This window comes from Chryseobacterium jejuense, assembly GCF_017877355.1.
GTDB lineage: Bacteria > Bacteroidota > Bacteroidia > Flavobacteriales > Weeksellaceae > Chryseobacterium > Chryseobacterium jejuense_A.
This window is the reverse complement of the sequence record NZ_JAGIPR010000005.1, coordinates 40,368-58,570: the sequence shown is the minus strand read 5'-3', so window position 1 is coordinate 58,570 and position 18,203 is coordinate 40,368. Positions and strand designations below refer to the sequence as shown.

21 protein-coding genes are annotated in these 18,203 nt (G+C 34.5%); 4 read left to right on the top strand and 17 right to left on the bottom strand.

The window, feature by feature from the left end:
- Positions 1-31: 31 nt before the first annotated feature.
- Positions 32-490, bottom strand: a complete 459-nt coding sequence (gene mraZ / locus J2772_RS11505; protein ID WP_045492316.1) for a division/cell wall cluster transcriptional repressor MraZ — start codon at positions 488-490, stop codon at positions 32-34.
- Between the two features lie 272 nt (positions 491-762).
- Here mraZ and J2772_RS11500 point away from each other — a divergent pair, with 272 nt between their 5' ends.
- The 3 genes from J2772_RS11500 (at position 763) to J2772_RS11490 (ending at position 2,654) form a co-directional block, all read left to right on the top strand.
- Complete coding sequence (locus tag J2772_RS11500) at positions 763-1,524, top strand: alpha/beta fold hydrolase (protein WP_209916743.1); 762 nt, start codon at positions 763-765, stop codon at positions 1,522-1,524.
- A gap of 64 nt (positions 1,525-1,588) precedes the next feature.
- A complete protein-coding gene (gene yihA, locus J2772_RS11495; protein WP_209916741.1) occupies positions 1,589-2,212 on the top strand; it encodes a ribosome biogenesis GTP-binding protein YihA/YsxC in 624 nt (207 codons plus the stop codon).
- Positions 2,205-2,654, top strand: coding sequence for a GNAT family N-acetyltransferase (locus J2772_RS11490; RefSeq protein WP_209916739.1), 450 nt, complete (start codon positions 2,205-2,207; stop codon positions 2,652-2,654). Before yihA ends, J2772_RS11490 begins: the two co-directional genes overlap by 8 nt.
- 94 nt (positions 2,655-2,748) lie before the next feature.
- On the opposite strand, the gene J2772_RS11485 is transcribed toward J2772_RS11490, so the two are convergent.
- The 8 genes from J2772_RS11485 to J2772_RS11450 form a co-directional block, all read right to left on the bottom strand.
- Positions 2,749-3,090, bottom strand: coding sequence for a hypothetical protein (locus J2772_RS11485; RefSeq protein WP_209916737.1), 342 nt, complete (start codon positions 3,088-3,090; stop codon positions 2,749-2,751).
- Positions 3,091-3,166: 76 nt separating this feature from the next.
- Positions 3,167-4,234 (bottom strand): type I restriction endonuclease, encoded by a 1,068-nt coding sequence (locus tag J2772_RS11480; protein WP_209916735.1) that lies wholly within the window; start codon positions 4,232-4,234, stop codon positions 3,167-3,169.
- A gap of 10 nt (positions 4,235-4,244) precedes the next feature.
- Positions 4,245-4,577 carry a YegP family protein gene (locus J2772_RS11475; protein WP_209916732.1) on the bottom strand — a complete coding sequence of 111 codons (333 nt, stop codon included), beginning with the start codon at positions 4,575-4,577 and terminating at the stop codon, positions 4,245-4,247.
- A complete protein-coding gene (gene yidD, locus J2772_RS11470) occupies positions 4,543-4,866 on the bottom strand; it encodes a membrane protein insertion efficiency factor YidD (protein WP_209916730.1) in 324 nt (107 codons plus the stop codon). The genes J2772_RS11475 and yidD overlap by 35 nt, the downstream gene beginning before the upstream one ends.
- The gene (locus J2772_RS11465) at positions 4,838-5,101 is read right to left on the bottom strand and encodes a hypothetical protein (RefSeq protein ID WP_209916728.1); all 264 of its coding nucleotides are present in this window, start codon (positions 5,099-5,101) and stop codon (positions 4,838-4,840) included. The genes yidD and J2772_RS11465 overlap by 29 nt, the downstream gene beginning before the upstream one ends.
- 122 nt (positions 5,102-5,223) lie before the next feature.
- Positions 5,224-5,889, bottom strand: a complete 666-nt coding sequence (locus tag J2772_RS11460) for a response regulator (protein ID WP_209916726.1) — start codon at positions 5,887-5,889, stop codon at positions 5,224-5,226.
- A 12-nt stretch (positions 5,890-5,901) separates the two neighbouring features.
- The gene (locus tag J2772_RS11455) at positions 5,902-7,536 is read right to left on the bottom strand and encodes a tetratricopeptide repeat-containing sensor histidine kinase (protein WP_209916724.1); all 1,635 of its coding nucleotides are present in this window, start codon (positions 7,534-7,536) and stop codon (positions 5,902-5,904) included.
- A gap of 75 nt (positions 7,537-7,611) precedes the next feature.
- Positions 7,612-7,773 (bottom strand): hypothetical protein, encoded by a 162-nt coding sequence (locus J2772_RS11450; RefSeq protein WP_209916722.1) that lies wholly within the window; start codon positions 7,771-7,773, stop codon positions 7,612-7,614.
- Between the two features lie 402 nt (positions 7,774-8,175).
- On the opposite strand from J2772_RS11450, the gene J2772_RS11445 reads away from it, so the two are divergent.
- On the top strand, positions 8,176-9,030 hold the full coding sequence (locus tag J2772_RS11445; RefSeq protein ID WP_209916720.1) for a hypothetical protein: 855 nt from the start codon (positions 8,176-8,178) through the stop codon (positions 9,028-9,030).
- Between the two features lie 47 nt (positions 9,031-9,077).
- Here J2772_RS11445 and J2772_RS11440 read toward each other — a convergent pair whose 3' ends face one another.
- From J2772_RS11440 to J2772_RS11405, 8 genes are all read right to left on the bottom strand, one after another.
- The gene (locus J2772_RS11440) at positions 9,078-9,248 is read right to left on the bottom strand and encodes a hypothetical protein (protein ID WP_209916718.1); all 171 of its coding nucleotides are present in this window, start codon (positions 9,246-9,248) and stop codon (positions 9,078-9,080) included.
- 42 nt (positions 9,249-9,290) lie between these two features.
- Positions 9,291-9,461, bottom strand: coding sequence for a hypothetical protein (locus tag J2772_RS11435; protein ID WP_209916716.1), 171 nt, complete (start codon positions 9,459-9,461; stop codon positions 9,291-9,293).
- Positions 9,462-9,491: 30 nt separating this feature from the next.
- Positions 9,492-10,046, bottom strand: coding sequence for a peptide-methionine (S)-S-oxide reductase MsrA (gene msrA, locus J2772_RS11430; RefSeq protein ID WP_209916714.1), 555 nt, complete (start codon positions 10,044-10,046; stop codon positions 9,492-9,494).
- Positions 10,047-10,287: 241 nt separating this feature from the next.
- Positions 10,288-11,256: an ROK family protein gene (locus tag J2772_RS11425; RefSeq protein WP_209916712.1), complete on the bottom strand. Its 969-nt coding sequence runs from the start codon at positions 11,254-11,256 to the stop codon at positions 10,288-10,290.
- Between the two features lie 79 nt (positions 11,257-11,335).
- Entirely contained in the window at positions 11,336-12,547 is a 1,212-nt protein-coding gene (locus tag J2772_RS11420) for a PepSY-associated TM helix domain-containing protein (protein ID WP_209916710.1), read from the bottom strand.
- A gap of 24 nt (positions 12,548-12,571) precedes the next feature.
- On the bottom strand, positions 12,572-14,683 hold the full coding sequence (locus tag J2772_RS11415) for a TonB-dependent receptor (protein WP_209916708.1): 2,112 nt from the start codon (positions 14,681-14,683) through the stop codon (positions 12,572-12,574).
- A complete protein-coding gene (locus tag J2772_RS11410; RefSeq protein WP_209916706.1) occupies positions 14,683-15,885 on the bottom strand; it encodes a PepSY-associated TM helix domain-containing protein in 1,203 nt (400 codons plus the stop codon). Before J2772_RS11410 ends, J2772_RS11415 begins: the two co-directional genes overlap by 1 nt.
- Positions 15,886-15,924: 39 nt before the next feature.
- Positions 15,925-18,153, bottom strand: a complete 2,229-nt coding sequence (locus J2772_RS11405) for a TonB-dependent siderophore receptor (protein WP_209916704.1) — start codon at positions 18,151-18,153, stop codon at positions 15,925-15,927.
- Positions 18,154-18,203: the final 50 nt, after the last annotated feature.

Here is an 18,203-nt window from a genome sequence, read left to right as displayed (position 1 = left end):
TATTACATAAAATCTTTAATAACCTTTACAGTTATTCTTCGTCAAAAGAGCCCATTACATCCTCGGCGAGGCTGGCAAAATCAGTTTCATTGGTTGAAATTACCTGTTCATAGGCTTCTTTATCCCAAATTTCGAAAAGTTCTCCTGCGCTGGTGATTACTACATCTTTCTGAAGATTTGAAAAAGTCATCAGGTCTTTAGATATTTGTAATCTCCCCGCATTGTCCAGTTCTACTGTTTTTACTCCTGCCGTAAACATTCGTATGAAATCAGCATTCTTTTTTATGAATCTGTTCAGTTTATTAATTTTGCCCATCAGTTTATCCCATGCATTCATTGGATAGACTTCCAGACAGGGTTGGAACACAGATCTTTTGACTACAAACGCCTTATCGTCGAAGTTTTCCATCTGTTTAATTAAAGATGAAGGAACTTTTAAGCGGCCTTTATCGTCAATTTTACACTCATATGTCCCAATGAAATTTTTCATTTGGGACAAATTTATATAATAATTTCCAAAATTTCCCACTTTTTCCCACTTTTTGACTCAATGTTAATAAGTTTTATTAAAGATTGAGCTCTAAGAATGTAATTAATTGATATGTAGACGGTTGTTAAAACTGTTATTTAAGCCATAATAAAGCGATTTTGAAAAAAAAAGTTAAAAAGGGGAATATTATATTATTTTTATCTTAAATTAGGATAATCAAAATATTTTTGAGGTTTAATTTGTATTTTTGCAAGGCTTTATTAAGGCATTATATGATATTTAGTACAAAAAAAGAAAAGAAATATTCCTATGTAGAGGCTGGGGAAGGACGTCCATTAGTGCTGTTGCACGGGTTAATGGGTGGTTTGAGTAATTTCGATAAAATGGTAGATTTTTTTTCGGATAGAGGATTCAAAGTATATGTTCCTCAGTTACCCATCTATGATTTGCCGGTACTCAATACGAATCTTACCACTATTGCAAAATATATCATCAAGTTTATAGAAAGTCATATTTCTGGACCTGTTTCCATTGTTGGAAATTCAATGGGAGGGCATGTAGGGCTTATTTTGACCTTAGCAAGACCTGATCTGGTAAAGAATCTGGTTTTAACGGGTAGCTCAGGTTTGTACGAAAGAACTTTCGGAGACAGTTTTCCAAGAAAGAATGACAGATCTTATATCAGAAAGAAAACAGAAGAGGTTTTTTACGATCCCAAAGTGGCTACTGAAGATCTTGTAGATGAAGTTTTTGCAGTGGTGAATGACAGAATGAAAGGAATAAAAACGGTAATGCTGGCAAGAAGTGCCATCAAACATAATATGCTGAATGATCTTCCAAAGATCGTGACGCCAACATGCCTGATCTGGGGTAAACAGGATAATGTAACACCACCGGAAGTGGCAGAGGATATGCATAAGTTTATTCCTAACTCGGATTTATTCTGGATAGATCATTGTGGTCACGCTGCCATGATGGAAAAACCGGATGAATTCAATGAAATCCTGTACAACTGGATAAAAGATAAAGTTTAAAAACATAATAAATGACCATTAAGAGCTTTTCTTAATGGTTTATTTTTCTAAAATATATTTCAAAATGGTTATTAAGACAGCAACATTTGTAAAAAGTAGTGGAAAATGGCAGGATTGTCCTGACCCGAATCTTCCTGAGTATGCTTTTATTGGAAGATCTAATGTAGGAAAGTCTTCGTTGATCAACGCTATGATGAATCATAAAGACTTGGCTAAAACATCACAGACTCCCGGAAAAACCCAGCTGATTAATCATTTTCTTGTTAATGAAAACTGGTATCTTACAGATTTACCGGGATATGGATATGCAAAGGTTTCAAAAGTACTGCGAAAGGATTTTGAGAAACTTATTACCAATTATATTCTGAACAGAAGAAACCTTGTGAACCTTTTTGTATTGGTAGATTCAAGACACTCTCCACAGAAGATTGATCTGGAATTTATCCAATGGTGTGGAGAAAGCGGTGTTCCGTTTTCAATTGTTTTTACAAAGTCAGATAAGCTGAAGCCAAATGTTGTGATTAAAAATGTTGAAGATTATAAGGTAGAACTGCACAAAACATGGGAGGATCTTCCTGAATTATATATTACTTCAGCAGAGAAGAAAGAAGGTGGAGATCTTATTTTAGACTTTATAGAAAAGACGAATGATTTTTTAATTCAAAATAGTGTAAGCTTCGATGAGTAATATTATCTGGAAAATCAAAACGTTTGATGAATTTACAGTTCCTGAGTTGTATTCTGTTTTAAAGGCTCGTATTGATGTTTTTGTTATTGAGCAGAACTGTCCTTACCCTGATTTGGATAATTATGATCAGAAAGCGGTTCACATTTGGGCAGAGGAAAACGGGGATGTATTGGCTTACTGCCGTATTTTCGATAAAGGGATAAAATATGATGAAACTTCTATTGGAAGGGTTCTGACAACGGAGAAGGCAAGAGGAAAAAGTTTAGGAAAGCTATTGATTAAATATGCAGTTGACACAATAGAAAATCGTTTTCATACTCCTGAGATCAGAATTTCAGCACAGGATTATCTGTTGAAGTTCTATGGTGATTTCGGTTTTGAAGATACAGGAAAGAAGTATCTGGAGGATGATATTCCACATACGGAAATGGTTAGAAAATAAAATAAAAAAGGTATCTCGGAAGGGATACCTTTTTCAATGGTTATATGTTGAGTGTTTTTTTAGATTATTTGAGATTTATGGTTATTAATTTTAATTAGTTGCATCCTGCGCAATAAGATCTATCTACATATTGCTTACTGTTTCCGGAGTAATAATAACAGCCACCTCTTGATCCTACATACAATTGATTTCCGTTGTAAGTACATCCTTTACTTCTTGAACCTGAAGTGTAAGATCTTGGAGAAGAGGAATTTGAATACGATCTTGATGGTGTGTAATTTGATCTTTTTGATCTGCTTTTTTTGGATTTGCTCTTGCCTTTTCCAGGGCCTTTAGTAAATTCTGTTGCTGAAACAGTACTGTTGGTAGATGCGGAAATGTTTGCGGGTAATAAAAGTCCAAGTCCTAAAAGACCTGTAAAAAGTAGTTTTTTCATAGTATTTGTTTTTTTATATATAATAGTTTTCGTGGTTAATGAGTCGTTTTATTGCAAATTATTTTGTCGAAAGTATTTAATAATTTTCTAATGTTTTATGAAGCTCTTCTCTAAAATTATATATTTCATCAAGATTATTGAGTAGTACTTTTTCACCGGAGTCCTTCCCATTATGAAATGTTTCAATATACTTATTAGCTGTATTGAAATGTAACCTGCAAAGTGGTTTTCTGTTGTTGTCATCCAGCAAAATTCCAAAATAAGATAATGTGTCTCTGTAAGCTATACGTGCTGAAGGAATTTTTTCTCTCATGATAGCTTTTACAATTTGAAAGCCTTCAAGTTCTTCTTCAGTAGTAACAATCTTAGAATCATTATTGTCATCAATAGATTGTGATGTTTTTACATCATCATCTTGTTTTTCAATTTGTTCATTAATGCTTAGAGCAGATTTAAGCCTAAAGCTTATAGATTCATTGATAGAGGTTGTTAATGCTTTTTTTGTATACTCTTTAAAAGAAACTAATCTGCTAGCTGTAATAGGTTTATCAAAAAATCTGTTCACCAAAAGTTTAACGAGCTCATCAGATGGGCCCTCGATTTCTTTTTCAAACTCTTTTCTTATCGCTTTGATATATTTTAAAGCTTCTGCGGAATCCAGAATGTTTTCAAGGTTGTAATCTTTCTTAGTAAAACTTTCAAGTATTTTAATAGAACTGTCTTTCAAATCTTCAATATTAATAGTGAAAAATGGTTTTTCATCCATAATATTAGGTTTTTCAAGATCAGTATAAAAATTATAGATTATACCATTCGTAAGAACTCCAAACCGTGTTTTGGAAACATGATAATATCTGTGAAGCTGCGAATTATGAGCATCAGCATTTTCTTTCCAGTGTTTACACTCAATGATGAAAATTGGTTCATCATTGTTTTTAATCACATAGTCTACTTTTTCTCCTTTTTTGGTTCCTATATCACAAACATGTTCAGGAACAACTTCAGTTGGATTAAATATGTCATACCCTAAAATTTGTATAAAAGGCATTACAAAGGCATTTTTAGTAGCTTCCTCAGTAGCAATCTGCTCTTTTAAGGCTACGACTTTTTGTTGTAATTGCTCAAGTTTAATCTTTAGATCCATGATGTTATTTTTAAAGGGTTTCATCTACTATTTCTGCATCAGGAGCATTGCTTTTTACTGAAGCTATTCCATTTTCCATTGCTGCCTTAGAATTGTATAATTGACTTTTACCAATGATTTCTCCGTTTCTGGCTTTCAGAACAAAATAGTCTTTATCATTTACTGAAACCTTCCTTTCATATCTTGAATTTTCCTGAGAATTGAGTTTTACAGATTCTATACCTTTAAGACAAGATGCCTTTTGAACGTAGCCTTCACTGGTTAGAATAATTTCTTCATTTTTAGCTTTTAGGTTGAATTGATATTCTTTATTTACTCTTTTGGTGATCACAAATTTTCCCATGATTATTTTTATTTTTAATAAATCTTTCTGAAATTTCCATTTCATTAAGAATTTGTTGATTTGGTAAAATGATTTGAGTTTCTCCTGAGGGATTTTCCAAAATATATGCACCAGATCTGCAGTTTTTAAATCGATATATAAAAGCATTTAATCCAGAAACAAATCCCTCGTTTGTTATTGTTTCGTAAACGTGTTTGGAACAACTTGTTCTGAAAATACATTTTCTTCTTTTCGCAGGTGGAATTACCAACCAATAGACTTTAATAAGAAGAACTAATAGATTTTTCATTTTCTTTTTTTGAAAAAACAACCATTTGGTAAGATGTCATATAGCCTGGTTTATGGCCAAGCCCAAAGCATCCGTCAACAGGTTGTATAAATGTGGATACACTTTCTAACCTTAGATATTCCCAACCGTCACTAGTGTGCACTTTTATTAAATTGTCTAATTGTTCTGCTATATTTTTTGAACCCATATTTTGTTGATTGGCAGTGGCAACAAATGGTACTACTTTGTATTCCATGATTGTTTTTGTTTATGGGTCAAAAATATAACTCTTTAAAACCCTATCCTTACGGGAACCCGTAAAACAAAAAAACCTTTCAAAATTTTGAAAGGTTTTATAAAAGGTGAGATGTTTTTAGTCTAAATAATTCCCAGATCTTTACAAAAAGCAACAAGCTGTTCGTTACTGGTAATTCCAAGTTCTTCTTTCAGGCTGTTCAGTTTCTTTTCAACACTGCTCAGGCTGTTGGGTTTGATATTGTTATTTTGGAGATACACAGGAATGTTTTTTTGCAGAACTCCTTGAGCGAGAAGAGAGACCAAGATAATATCATATTCGGTAAACTCATAGCTGTTCAGTTGTTTTACATCCTGTTTAAGGTCCAAAGACAAATAGTTTTTATTGTCATAAACGGAGGCTACTGCTTTTTTCAGCTCTTTGGAATCATTTCTGGCTTTACGTACAAAACCATTAATTCCATATTCTTTAAAGAGAGAATCTATAACCCCGGATCTGTGCTCAGCAGAAAATACAATGGTTTTAAGAGAAGGCTGTATCTTTTTTATGGCCTGAATGAGTTCTTTACCATCTTTCAGTGTTTGTTCATGATGATCTTCTTCATAATAAAGGTCTGTAATTAATAAATCATAATGATCTCCTTCCCGGTGCGATTTCTGAATCTTTGCTAATGCATCATCACAATATGATACATAGTCCGAATGGGGTATATTAAGTTCTTCCAGTGTTTTTTGTACAGAAATACTGATGCTTTCGTGGTCTTCGGCTATTAAAATTTTTTTAAACATTTCTTTTTCATTTTAAGAAGTAGGGAATGAAATATTAATTTTCAATCCTTTTTCTGTTTTATTGTCAAAAATAATGGTCCCTTTTATTTTTTCAATACGGGAAACCGTATTTGATAATCCATTTCCATGAATCATTTCTCCCTGAATGCCAATTCCATTATCTTTATATTGAATATGTATACGCCCGTTATTTTCCTCAAATTTAAAACCAACAAGACTGGCCTGACTGTGTTTTCTCATATTCACCAATAGCTCACGGATTACCTGAAAGATTTCGTCCTGAGCTGCTGCATCCACTCCATTCCACATATTTTGACTATTTCCGGTAACAAATGGATTTACATTACTGTTTCTAAAGGATTCAATAAGGTTGAAAATTCTTTCAGCAAATTCTACAGTATCATTAGTCTCTTCTTTCTCATAGGAGATATCTCTGGATTTCTCATAGACAAATTCCAGTTCATCAAGGGCTTTATCTTTATCAAAGTTTTCCTGATTTTCAATCTTAGTCATTACCTGATAAATACCATTGGCCACTACATCGTGAACTTTTTTAGACATTAAAAGCTGAGTGTTCTTTATCTCAAGTTCTTTTTCTTGTTTTAATTTTAGCTGTCGTCTTCTGTAGCCGAGAATAATAAATATGATGGCAACAATTAATATGACAACTCCAATCAAAAGTTTTAATATACTATTGCTTTTTTCAGTACTCTCTTTAGTGATTTTCTCTACATCAAATCGTATTAGAGCAAACTGGTTTTTATGTTTACTTTGAGTGATCTGCAGATGATCGTTTATTGAATCAAACTTTTGAAAGTTTTGCAAATAGTTTTTACTATCTAAAGTTATGATTCTTTTTAATGCTGTTATCTGATCATCAGGGCTTTCATTTTTTAGTGCAGCATCCAGCATATTTTTAGCAAAAGATAATGAGAGATTGTTATCTCTATTAAGAAAATAGGTGGATAACGTTTCAAAACTAGAGTTTCTACCCAATTCATCATTTCTTAATTCTCTTATTTTTAATGCGTGATAAAATTCTGGCAATGGATTATAATCATTATTAATGAGATATTTTACTTTGGCCAGATTGTTTATAACTTTAGATAGAGTTCCACTATCTTTAGTAATCAGTGCTTTTTCTAAATAAATTTTTGCTGAATCAAACTTTCCTTGGCTTATTAATAAATCTCCGATATTGTTATAGCATAAATTTCTGTCTTCATCACTATCAATATATTGTAATGTCTTGATATAATATAATGAGGATTTTTCAAAATCTTTAAGAAAGTGAAAGGAAAGACCAATATTGTTATAGTTTGCCGCAAGAGCTTTTCTATGGGCGCTATCTTTATTTTTTTTTAGAAATTTATTGGCCTCAAGCGATGACTCAATTCCTCCAAAGAAATCGCCCTTATTGGTTTGGATGACTGCCATATTTACTAAAGAATTACCTACACCTAAAGAATCAGAGACTTTCAGAAAATCATTCTTAGCCAAGTTATAATAGTAGAAAGCGGAGTCTGTTACATAAGAATCTCTACAGGATCTGGCCTTTTGATAATTAGAATCTTCATGCAGAATTTTACTTTCCTTTTTGCAGGAAAATAGGAGTGTGAGGAAAATAAAAAGTAAGATTCTTTTCATGATAATAGTTTAATGCAAAATAACAAAAAGGACAGATTTATACAATCTGTCCTTTTATTAAATTATTAAAAAAAATTAAGGTTTGGGTGGTGGTAATTGTCCGGAATTTCCTCCTACCGGTCCTCCATCGTCCATTCCTTGTTCTGTGCCTGAGTAGGTAACTATTATTTCTGGGTTTTGATTATTATCAGTTGTTGTATGGGTGTTATTATTTGGGAATGCTAAGCCTATTAGCATTAAAATAAACTGTATCATTTTTTCAAAAAATTTATTGTTAAAGCATTCGTGTTCTTCCCTGCGAAACGGATCGCAGATAGTGGTACACGTTTAAAAAAATTGAAGCGCTTCTAAATTTTTTGGGAAGTGAACCTTCAAAAACGGAGGAAAAACATCTGCTTCCCAACCCGGAGTTTTCCCTCCGTTTTATCTGGTGATTTTGAAATCAGTTTTGTAAATTTGTTTTTGTAATGTTTTGTTTTTCACTGATTTTCTGAAGCAAAGATGCGACAAGAAGTGACGCAGGTGTTAGTCACGTTTTGGACATTGATGGACATGAAATGGACAATGTGGGCTTTATGGGAATCCGTAATGTGGTATGAATGGAAATCGCCTATTTTGTAAAGACTGAAAAAACGATATATGTCCAAGAAAAAACTATTAATTCATGAAGTGTTCAGAAAAGCACGTGAGGTATCTGGAAGAGATACAAAGAATGGGCTTGCTGCTTATTTATGGCTTTATTTTAAGGAGGATATAGGTTTTGAAATTAATGACAGGACCTTTGCCCGCTATTATGACACTTACATAGATGATAAAGGTGAAGAAAAAGGTATTCATATTGATAGATTAGATAAAATGAGTCAATATGTAGGTTATAAAGATTTTTTTGATTTTTCAAATACCTTTGTCAAGAAGGAGGAAGAAGCAAATAAGACAACAATTAAAATAACTGTTGATGAAGATGAGCAATCTATTTCTGAAAAGTTTTCGAAATTAAATATCAATATTACCAATGAACAGCATTTTAAAATACCTGATTTTATAAAGCAAAATGGATTAGGTATTATAGAAATTTCTTTGATTTTGTGTCTTGTAACCGGAAACGTACTTTTTTCTAATAGTAAGAAAATGAGTAATAGTTCTTCATATTCCTTAGGTTTTATATCGGGAATAGAACCAATGACAGAAAAAAAGTATATGTATTGGAATGGGGAAAGATATATTGGAACAGACAGCAGCTATATTAGTCCGGGAATAGACATTGTTGCTATGAATGTTCATAAATTGCTGCATTTCAAAAGAATTATGAGAAAGGATACTTTGACAGATGTAAATTCTCTTGGAAAAACTTGGTATTCAAAGTATAATAATGAAGTTGAATTTTTTACAGATGATGGAATAGACCCTGATAATGGAAGGGAATTAAGAAAAACCTCATCATTTATTATTTATAAGTATGCCGGAAAGCAAAGGGATTCAGTAGAATTTGAGTGAATAAAAAAAGCGAAATATAAAATATTCCGCTTTTTTATGAGAGCCTTTTATTTTTTGGGAGGTAACTGTCCATTGTCTCCACTTGTATCTTCAGTTGATTCACTTATATTATTTACTAAACTTTGTGTTGCTATTAGAGCTGAATTATTTGGTGCTACTGTATTGGCTTTATCATTTGAAGGCATTATGCCTAATAGCATTAAAATAAATTGAATCATTTTGTATGGTTAAAATTTTATTTTGAAATTATACTGTTAATACTACTTTCTTGGAGGGGGTGTTTGTCCCGTTTCTCCTGTTACAGGTCCTCCGTCCTCATAAGTAGGTGATACTATAGAGTAAGTTATTAATTGATTGTTATCACTTGTTATTGTATTGGTATTATTGTTTGGAAATACCAAGCCCAAAAGCATTAAAATAAATTGAAACATGTTTTATAGTTATAATTGTTTTTACATATTTTATTCTGCATTCAGCATTCCCAGTTCTCCAAAATACTTTTTAAACTTCTGGATTTTAGGACCTACCACAGCACTACAGTAAGGTTGAGTAGGGTTTTCATTATAATAACCCTGGTGGTATTGTTCTGCGGACCAGAATTTTTCAAATGGAGCCAGTTCAGTTACATAAGTTCCTGCCCATCTTCCTGATTCCTGAGAGGCTTTGATCGCTTCCTCAGCTTTTGCCTTTTCAGCATCATCTTTATAGAAAATTACGGAACGGTATTGAGTTCCTATATCATTTCCCTGTCTGTTAAGCTGAGTAGGATCGTGTAGGAAGAAGAAAACATCCATTAATTGCTCATAGGAAATTATGGAAGGATTGTAAGTGATCTCTACTACTTCCGCATGATCTGTTTCTCCGGTACAAACTTCCTGATAAGTAGGGTTGTCTTTGTGTCCACCTGAATATCCCGAGATGGCAGACTCAACGCCCTTTAACAGATTGAAACAGCTTTCTACACACCAGAAACATCCGCCACCGAATACGATGGTTTCTAAATTATTGTTATCCATTTTTTGGTAATTATATTGTTTTATGACACTTTCCTTGGCTACGAAGGCTTTAGAAAAAGCCAATCAAAAGTAAGAAAAAGTTGATGGATTCTGACACGGATTAAATGAATTGTTTTCATAGATAATACTGATGATATAGGCTAGCAACGGATGCACGAATACATTCATTCGTGCATTCGTTGCTAAAGAAAAAGCGATCTCAATTTGAGATCGCTTTACTATATTATTGTTTGTGTATCAGTTATTTTTCCCAAACCAAAGCACTTGCGCCAAGAATAGCAGCATCGGCCTCGTCTAGCTCACTGAATACTAGTTGTACCTTGTTTCTGAAGATTGGAAGTAAATTCCTTTCCATATGAAGTTTAGTAGGCTTTAAGATAAAATCCCCGGCTTTGATCACTCCACCAAATAACAGAATAGCTTGCGGCGAAGAAAACATTACGAAATTGGCTAATGCTTCACCCAGCTTTTGTCCTGTGTATCTGAAAACTTCAATCGCAATAGGATCTTCTTTCATCGCACATTCATATACGGTTTTAGAATTGATCTCGTCTTCAGGATATTGGTTCAGCATAGATTCAGGAAATTCGGCTCTCATTTTCTTAGCTGTAATGGTGATTCCTGTTGCAGAAGCATAAGCCTCAAGGCTTCCTTCAGATCCAGTGCTCCAGTGCTTTCTTCCGCCTGGTTTTACAATAGTGTGCCCTAATTCTCCGGCAAAACCATCATGTCCGTAGATCAGGTTTCCATTGGCAATAATTCCGCTTCCTACTCCTGTTCCCAGGGTAATCATAATAAAATCCTTCATTCCACGTGCTGCCCCGAAAAGCATTTCTCCCAAGGCTGCTGCATTAGCATCATTGGTTATTGTACATGGCAGATTGAATTTTGCGGTCATCAGCTCGGCAAAAGGAATTACACCTTTCCATGGTAGGTTGGGTGCTAATTCAATCGTTCCTTTATAATAGTTTGCGTTGGGAGCTCCTACACCAATTCCGTCGAAGTGCTTTTCTGTACCATGTTTTTCCATTAAAGGGTATACATGTTCATATAAAGCGTCGATAAAATCTTCTACTTTATCATAGGCATCGGTTTTAAGGTTTCCTTTATCCAGAACTTCTCCGCGGTGGTTTACAATTCCGAATTTGGTATTGGTTCCGCCGATGTCAACTCCAAGGGCAACCTGTTTTGATAAATCTATTAATGACATTTCTATTATTAAATTCTAGGTGCTAAAATTATAAAAAAGATTGTATTAATAGCTTATTAACCTCGTATTATTTAAAAGATTAAGCTGTTTTTAACGGTTTTTTCTTTCTTCGTCCCCACCAGATCATAAATCCTGTTACCGGAAGAGAAGCACAGATAAGACTTACAATAAAAGCGATAACCTTTGTAGGAAGGCCTAAAATAGCTCCTACGTGAATATCATAATTAGCATTTACCACCTTTTCTCCAAAGTTTTTATCCTTTGGATCATGAGTATGAAGCAATTCTCCTGAGTTTTCATCAAAAATAAGGCTGCTGCTTTTGTGATATGAGTAAGTAAGGTGTTTTACATATACCTCAAAATTAGGATGCTCGTGGTCATCCATATGTTTATGGCCAAGATCTATGGCAAAACCATAAGACTCAGGATATTTTTCTTTAACGGTATTGATGATTTTATCCAGAGTGGTTTCAGTTCTCATCTCAATTGGAGCTTTTGTTTTGATGTGAGAGAAGTCTGGATATGCGGTTTCTCCTCCGGAAAATAGTACATAAATCATAGCCTGAACTATAAAGAATGCATAAAATAAACCTGTTATCGAGAAGATCAGAGCGAAAATTGAAGCATAGAACCCTAATATATTGTGAAGGTCATAGTTTTTTCTTTTCCAGCTCTTGATATTCCTCCATTTAAATGAAAAGCGCTGCTTTCTTGCTGCTTTGTTTTTAGGCCACCATAAAACAATTCCGGTAATCAACATGATGATAAAGATAATCACCGGTATTCCTACTACATACGTTCCCCAGTCCTGCTTCAGAAGGTAGCTCCAGTGGATCATTTTAACAATATTGAAGAATCCGTTCTTTTCATCATATACTCTCAGCACCTTTCCTGTGTAAGGGTTTACATAAGCTTGTTTATAGATAGGAAATTCATCAAAATAGTTCCAGGCATCTGTATTGTGCTCATACCAGAAGAACATATAAGACATTTTCTTGTCCATAGGAATGTTAACCCAATGAATCGGGTATTTTTCCTTTACCTGCTCGGCAACAGCCTTTTCCATCACACGAATGGGAAGGATCTGCTTTTGCTCAATATTCTGTTCATGATGGTAGATTACATCTTTTCGGGTGTAATTCTCTACTTCATCTTTAAAGACATACAATGCCCCGGTGATGGAGATGATAAAGATCAAAAATCCAATTCCCAGTCCAAACCATAAGTGAAGCTTTGAGGACCACTTTTTAAAGAATCCTGGTTTCTTTTTTTGATAATGATTTTTCTTCATATTGTAATGGTAGATTAGTTTTTATTAAAATTTGTATTCGAGAATAAGAGTTCCTCTTGTTCCCGGAGCATTTACAAACTCACTATCTCTTGCGGACCACCATGCAATAGATGGCTGATACAGTTTGTTGAATAAGTTCTCAATTCCTATTGAAAGCTTCCAGTTTTTATTGATCTCACTGCCTAGTTTTAAATTAAATACGGTGTAATCAGGAACAAATCCTTCTCCATAAGTATATTGTTTATTAGCACCCGGTTCAAATCTGTCCTGCTGAAAAGAGTGAAGCATATCCACACCAAGGAAAAATTCAGGAACAGGTTTTATCTGTACGTAAGCAAGAACTTTAGGGGCAGAGATTCTGCTGTTATTAATTTTAGCTGAATAATTTCCGTTATCATCTGGAGAAGAGATTCCTTCCATCCAGCTATAGCTTCCTCCAAACTGAAGCCATTTAACAGGTGTGAAGTGTAAAAATCCTTCTACACCATAGATAATTTCTGGTGCTCTTTTGATGGTTAAAGCTCTGTCTGCACTCTGAACAAAGGTAGCACCTAGTTTTGAAGTACTTACATAAGAGGTTAATTCATAATTCATCCAGTTGGAAACCTGTCCTGTAGCTCCTAATTCATAATTGTTTACGATAATAGGCTTTGTTTCAAGGTTTTTGATGGTTTCAGAAGTTGAGGTTCTCAGGATTCTTCCCAGTTCATTGATAGAGAAGGCTTGTGAAAAGCTTCCAAAAAGGTTGATATAAGGCTCAATATTGTAACGTAGTCCAATATTTCCTACGAGTGCATTATAACTTAATTTTCCTCCTGCTACCGGAATGCTTGGGGTAAATGTTCCGTTGTTTTTGATAACGGAAAGTGTATTGAAATCATCTACATTTACTTTGATGTTTTCATATCGAAGCCCTCCTTTAATGGTTAACTTTTTGAACAGATCAATTTTTGCCAATAAGAAAGGAGCAATATTGGTCATATTCATATTGGGAGTCCAGAAACGACTGTCTTCCAGCTTCTGTACTGTTTCATCATTCAGAATATCAGCACCATAGATGATTTCTGCCTGAGAGTTTTGAGTATTCCAAAGCTGGGTGTCAAAATTGAATCTTGCCCCTGCTTTTTTAGAAAGAACATTAGACTGGCCACCATTGAAAAAGGTGTCACTATAACCATAAACGGTCTTAAAATCCTGATAATAAAGGTTTACATTTAAAGCAGTTCCGGCGAACAGATTTTTATTGTCATAGCTTACCCTGATATTATGATTTCTCGGAGTTCCCTGAGGTGTTGTTTCCAGACTTTTTCCTTCACCTTCACCAATCGTTGGTTTTACACCATATATTCCTGTATTTAGCCCCAGATTCAGGTCGGATTTTGAAGAATACCCAATATATGAGGCTTCAATTCTTTGATTTTCATTAATATCATAGCCTAACTTCAACATTCCGTTGTAGTTATCCATTTTTGCGGTACTATAAGTAGGGCTTAAATAGACTTTATTGGCGTCTTTCATATACCCTGTTCTTTCATAGGCTAAGGAAAGAGTATAATCAAACTTATTGATCTTTCCGGATAAAAGCTGGCTGGCTCTTATTCCTAATGTTCCTCCTGAGCGCTGTCCTGTGAAACCAATCTGTGAAATCCCGGAAATATTTTTATTGGTTTTATTTCTTTTCGTAATATAATTGATGATACCACCGTCTGCACCATTTCCATAGATGGATGAAGCTCCTTTAATAACTTCAACTCTTTCAATAGCAGAAGGATCAATAACTCTCAGGTCTCTTGCTCCGTTTCGAAGAGGTGTAGACTGTGGAATTCCGTCTATTAAAACTAACACCTGACGTCCTCTCAAAGTTTGCCCTGTATTGGAAGTTTGTCCGGAATTGGTTCCTAAACTCGGAACGGTGTATTGTAATATGCTTGTAATATCTGAATTGACTGTCAATTGAGACTGAATCTGCTTTTCCCCAACAATAGTTATAGAACTTGGTACCTCCTTAATATTTTCTTTTTTCCTGGAGGCGGTCATAACAACCTCCTCAACTTTTTGAGTGTTTAAAGAATCATTCTTCTGGGCAAAAGTTATTACTGTTCCCAGACATGCAGCTGATAAAAGCGCTTTTTTCATTATATTTTCTTTCCTTGTTTCTTTCTTTTTCCCCACCAGATCAGAAATCCGGTAACAGGAAGTGATGTACATATAAGACCGGCAATAAACCAGATGATTTTTCCAAATAATCCAAAGTAGGATCCTGTATGGATATCATAGTTGGCATTGGCATATTTTTCGGCGTTGCTCAGTTGTTGATGAGATTTGTTGGTTAGTAGTTTTCCGGAATATTTATCAAAAGTCAGGATGCTTCTTTCACTGAATCTTCCTTCCTGTCCATAGATCGTGATGGGAAGGTTTTTAAGCTCTTTTCCTTTCTTGTTTTTTCCATTGAGTGAAATTCTGTAGCTGGAGGCTCCGGCATACAGTTTTTCAGTTTGTAGGGCAGTCATGTCAAAAATATCAGGTCTCTTAGCCATCAATGAATCCGGAGATTTGATCTGTTTTTCTTTAGGAAGATCAATGGAACCGGATAAAGTATAATTGAAAGCATTTTTAACGTATGGATAGGCAAAATAAATCCCAGTGATGCTCATTAACAGTGCAATGAATGAGGCATAAAAGCCCAGTACATTATGAAGATCATAGTTTTTACGTTTCCAGGTTTTTACATTCTCCCAGCTGAACCGGAACCGGCCTTTTCTTGCATTTTTGTTTTTAGGCCACCATAGGATAATTCCTGTTATCAACATGAAAATGAAAAGAACTGTTGGAATACCTACAACATATTTTCCCCAGTCTGATTTTAAAAGCAATCCCCAATGGATATACTTTAAAATATTGAAGAAATCATATTTTTCGTTGTATACAGCCAGAATTTCTCCTGTGTATTGATTCACATAGACCTGTTTGTTGATAAGGACTTCCTGAAAGTAATTCCAGCCCTTTTTATTCTTTTCATAATACAGAAAACGATAGGATTTCTCTTTGTCTAAAGATACTTCAACAGAATTTATTGGGTATTTTTCATTGAGTTCAAGGCTTACTTTTTTCCGAAGAATACTAATCGAGAGAGGTTTTTGTGCAGAGGTTTCCTGTTGTACGTAAATAGCGTCCTTGCGAAGGATGTTCTGTACTTCATCCTTAAAAACGTACAAAGTCCCCGTAAGAGAGACTATGAATACAATGATACCAACAGACAAACCAAACCACAAATGCAGTTTGGCAGACCATTTCTTTGCTGGAGAAATTTTCTTTTTTTGATGATGCTTTCTTTTCATAGCAAAAAGTTAACCCCCGAGAGGGTTAACCTTTATTTTTTAGAATTTATATCCGATTGAGATTCTGAAGTTTCTAGGGGCGTCTGCTTGAGTATAATATCCGGTTTTATACGTCTTTCCATCAGATTGAAGGAATCCGATACTACTTCCGCTATATAGATATCTGTCAAATAAATTAAACACATTAAAGTTTACTCTGAATTTAGTATTTTCCCAAGATAAACCTGCGTCAAACTTTACATAATCATTCATATTAAGAGAAGAAGTAGCACTTCCCCAGTTCCAGCTGCTTCTGTCACCCATATAGGTTCCACCAAAGCTTAATCCAACTCCTTCAAGTATGCCGTTTGTAAAGGTATAATTAAGCCAGCCGTTTGCTGTATGTTTAGCATAACCTGGGATTCTCTTTCCTACTGGATTATTGGCTGGATCATTGGATTCTGTTATTTTATTTTCTGTAAAGGCATAGTTAAAAATTGCATTGAAACCTTTTGTAATTTCTCCCTTAAGATCAAATTCTATTCCTTGTACCCTAGTTTTTCCCAATAAAATGGAGTAAGGATCACTTGGTGAGTTTGTAGGGTCTGAAACAGTGCTGTTATTTTTTGTAATATTATAAGCGGATAGGGTGGTGTTCCATTTTCCGCCAAACCAATCTTTTTTAACTCCAATTTCTATGTTGTTTCCTGTAATAGGTTTTACATACTCTCCGCTTCTCAGGATAACAGACTGAGGAACAAATGCTTGGTCATATAATGCATAAGCAGACATATTCTCATTGATAGAATAGCTTACACCAATACGTGGAGTAACTTTGTTCGCTTCAGATTTTGAACCATAGCTATTTTCTTTTACAGTGGTATAGCGTGCCGCCAGAGTTAATCTTAGTGCATCATCTAAAAAGCCTAGTTCATCCTGTAAATATAAACCAGTATAATTTTGCTCAATAGTTCCACCTGCGCCTGCTCTTTCAGATAAAGGTCTGCTTTTGTCAAATGGTTTGTAACCCGCAGTATTATTCGGTCCTGAATAAGGATATCTGCCATTACTATCATAATTATTTGTAGCAAGATTATACCAATAATTAAAGTCTGGTGCGAGCTTAATGTCGTTAGTTTCATTGAATTTATCAAGACCATAAGACTGCGACCAGTCTGCCATATATTTTTTGCTTCCAAGGTCTAGCCCAGCCAATATTTTGTGAGAAATACTTCCGGTTTTTACATAACCATTTAGGAATATCTGTCCAAACTTCATCTCATTGCTGGCTTCCCAATAATTAAGTCCACGCAGCATATAATTGCCTTCAAACATACTTGGCCAGATATCACTTCCCATTGTATATTCATTTACATAACTTAATTGAGAAGTCAGTTTCCAGCTATCATTAAACTTATGTTGTAAATTTAAATTAACTGTATTGTTTGTTACTCTGGTAGGATCAAGATTAGGATCAGTAATTGTATACTCACGGGGCTTTGTTCCATATCCTTCAAAACTATAAACGTAAGCAGAACCTACTTCAGACATCTTTGCTTTTTGATAGATATATTCTGCCGTTAAAGTAGTTTTATCACTAAGATTAACTTTAATTGACGGATTGATGATATAGCGGTCATTGAATTCATAGTCTCTGAAACTGTTTTTGTTCTGAGCCATTAAGTTCAATCTAAATGCTACCTTGTCAGTGATCTTAGTATCAATATCTGCCTCACCTCTGTACATATTGAAACTTCCCAATGTTACTCTTGCGGTTCCATTTAGAGCGTTTCCTGTAGGTTTTTTTGTAACGATATTATAAATACCACTTGGTTCGCCATTTGACATTAAGAATCCTGATGGTCCCTTGATGAATTCAATATGGTCTACATAGCTCATATCCTCACTTAAAGGTCCCCAGCTAGAAGTTACATTGACTCCATTCATGAATGCAGCTGCTCTGGCTCCTCTCATATTAACTCTGGTATACATATCACCCCAATGCTCTAATCTCTGAGCTCCTGCAACGTTTCTTAATACTCCGTCACTTAAAGTGGTAACCTGCTGGTCTTCTAATGCTTTATTGGTAATGATTGAAATGTTCTGAGGAATTTTGATAAGGGCCTCATCCAGACGAAGAGAAGAAGAGCCCTGTTTTTCTACATACCTCTTATAATATCTTCCGTTAACAACTACTTCTTCAATATTATTAGATTTAATAGAATCCTTTTCCTGTGCAAAGGTTACTATAGAACCTAGAATAGAGGCACAGATCAGTACATTTTTCATGAAAGTCAAATTTTATGCAAATATATTGTTTTTAACTATTCTAAATAAAC

Excerpts from the sequence above, each read along its gene's own strand:
- mraZ (WP_045492316.1), bottom strand. The coding sequence starts at position 490 with ATGAAAAATTTCATTGGGACATATGAGTGTAAAATTGACGATAAAGGC.
- J2772_RS11500 (WP_209916743.1), top strand. The coding sequence starts at position 763 with ATGATATTTAGTACAAAAAAAGAAAAGAAATATTCCTATGTAGAGGCT.
- yihA (WP_209916741.1), top strand. The coding sequence starts at position 1,589 with ATGGTTATTAAGACAGCAACATTTGTAAAAAGTAGTGGAAAATGGCAG.
- J2772_RS11490 (WP_209916739.1), top strand. The coding sequence starts at position 2,205 with ATGAGTAATATTATCTGGAAAATCAAAACGTTTGATGAATTTACAGTT.
- J2772_RS11485 (WP_209916737.1), bottom strand. The coding sequence starts at position 3,090 with ATGAAAAAACTACTTTTTACAGGTCTTTTAGGACTTGGACTTTTATTA.
- J2772_RS11480 (WP_209916735.1), bottom strand. The coding sequence starts at position 4,234 with ATGGATCTAAAGATTAAACTTGAGCAATTACAACAAAAAGTCGTAGCC.
- J2772_RS11475 (WP_209916732.1), bottom strand. The coding sequence starts at position 4,577 with ATGGGAAAATTTGTGATCACCAAAAGAGTAAATAAAGAATATCAATTC.
- yidD (WP_209916730.1), bottom strand. The coding sequence starts at position 4,866 with ATGAAAAATCTATTAGTTCTTCTTATTAAAGTCTATTGGTTGGTAATT.
- J2772_RS11465 (WP_209916728.1), bottom strand. The coding sequence starts at position 5,101 with ATGGAATACAAAGTAGTACCATTTGTTGCCACTGCCAATCAACAAAAT.
- J2772_RS11460 (WP_209916726.1), bottom strand. The coding sequence starts at position 5,889 with ATGTTTAAAAAAATTTTAATAGCCGAAGACCACGAAAGCATCAGTATT.
- J2772_RS11455 (WP_209916724.1), bottom strand. The coding sequence starts at position 7,536 with ATGAAAAGAATCTTACTTTTTATTTTCCTCACACTCCTATTTTCCTGC.
- J2772_RS11450 (WP_209916722.1), bottom strand. The coding sequence starts at position 7,773 with ATGCTAATAGGCTTAGCATTCCCAAATAATAACACCCATACAACAACT.
- J2772_RS11445 (WP_209916720.1), top strand. The coding sequence starts at position 8,176 with ATGTCCAAGAAAAAACTATTAATTCATGAAGTGTTCAGAAAAGCACGT.
- J2772_RS11440 (WP_209916718.1), bottom strand. The coding sequence starts at position 9,248 with ATGATTCAATTTATTTTAATGCTATTAGGCATAATGCCTTCAAATGAT.
- J2772_RS11435 (WP_209916716.1), bottom strand. The coding sequence starts at position 9,461 with ATGTTTCAATTTATTTTAATGCTTTTGGGCTTGGTATTTCCAAACAAT.
- msrA (WP_209916714.1), bottom strand. The coding sequence starts at position 10,046 with ATGGATAACAATAATTTAGAAACCATCGTATTCGGTGGCGGATGTTTC.
- J2772_RS11425 (WP_209916712.1), bottom strand. The coding sequence starts at position 11,256 with ATGTCATTAATAGATTTATCAAAACAGGTTGCCCTTGGAGTTGACATC.
- J2772_RS11420 (WP_209916710.1), bottom strand. The coding sequence starts at position 12,547 with ATGAAGAAAAATCATTATCAAAAAAAGAAACCAGGATTCTTTAAAAAG.
- J2772_RS11415 (WP_209916708.1), bottom strand. The coding sequence starts at position 14,683 with ATGAAAAAAGCGCTTTTATCAGCTGCATGTCTGGGAACAGTAATAACT.
- J2772_RS11410 (WP_209916706.1), bottom strand. The coding sequence starts at position 15,885 with ATGAAAAGAAAGCATCATCAAAAAAAGAAAATTTCTCCAGCAAAGAAA.
- J2772_RS11405 (WP_209916704.1), bottom strand. The coding sequence starts at position 18,153 with ATGAAAAATGTACTGATCTGTGCCTCTATTCTAGGTTCTATAGTAACC.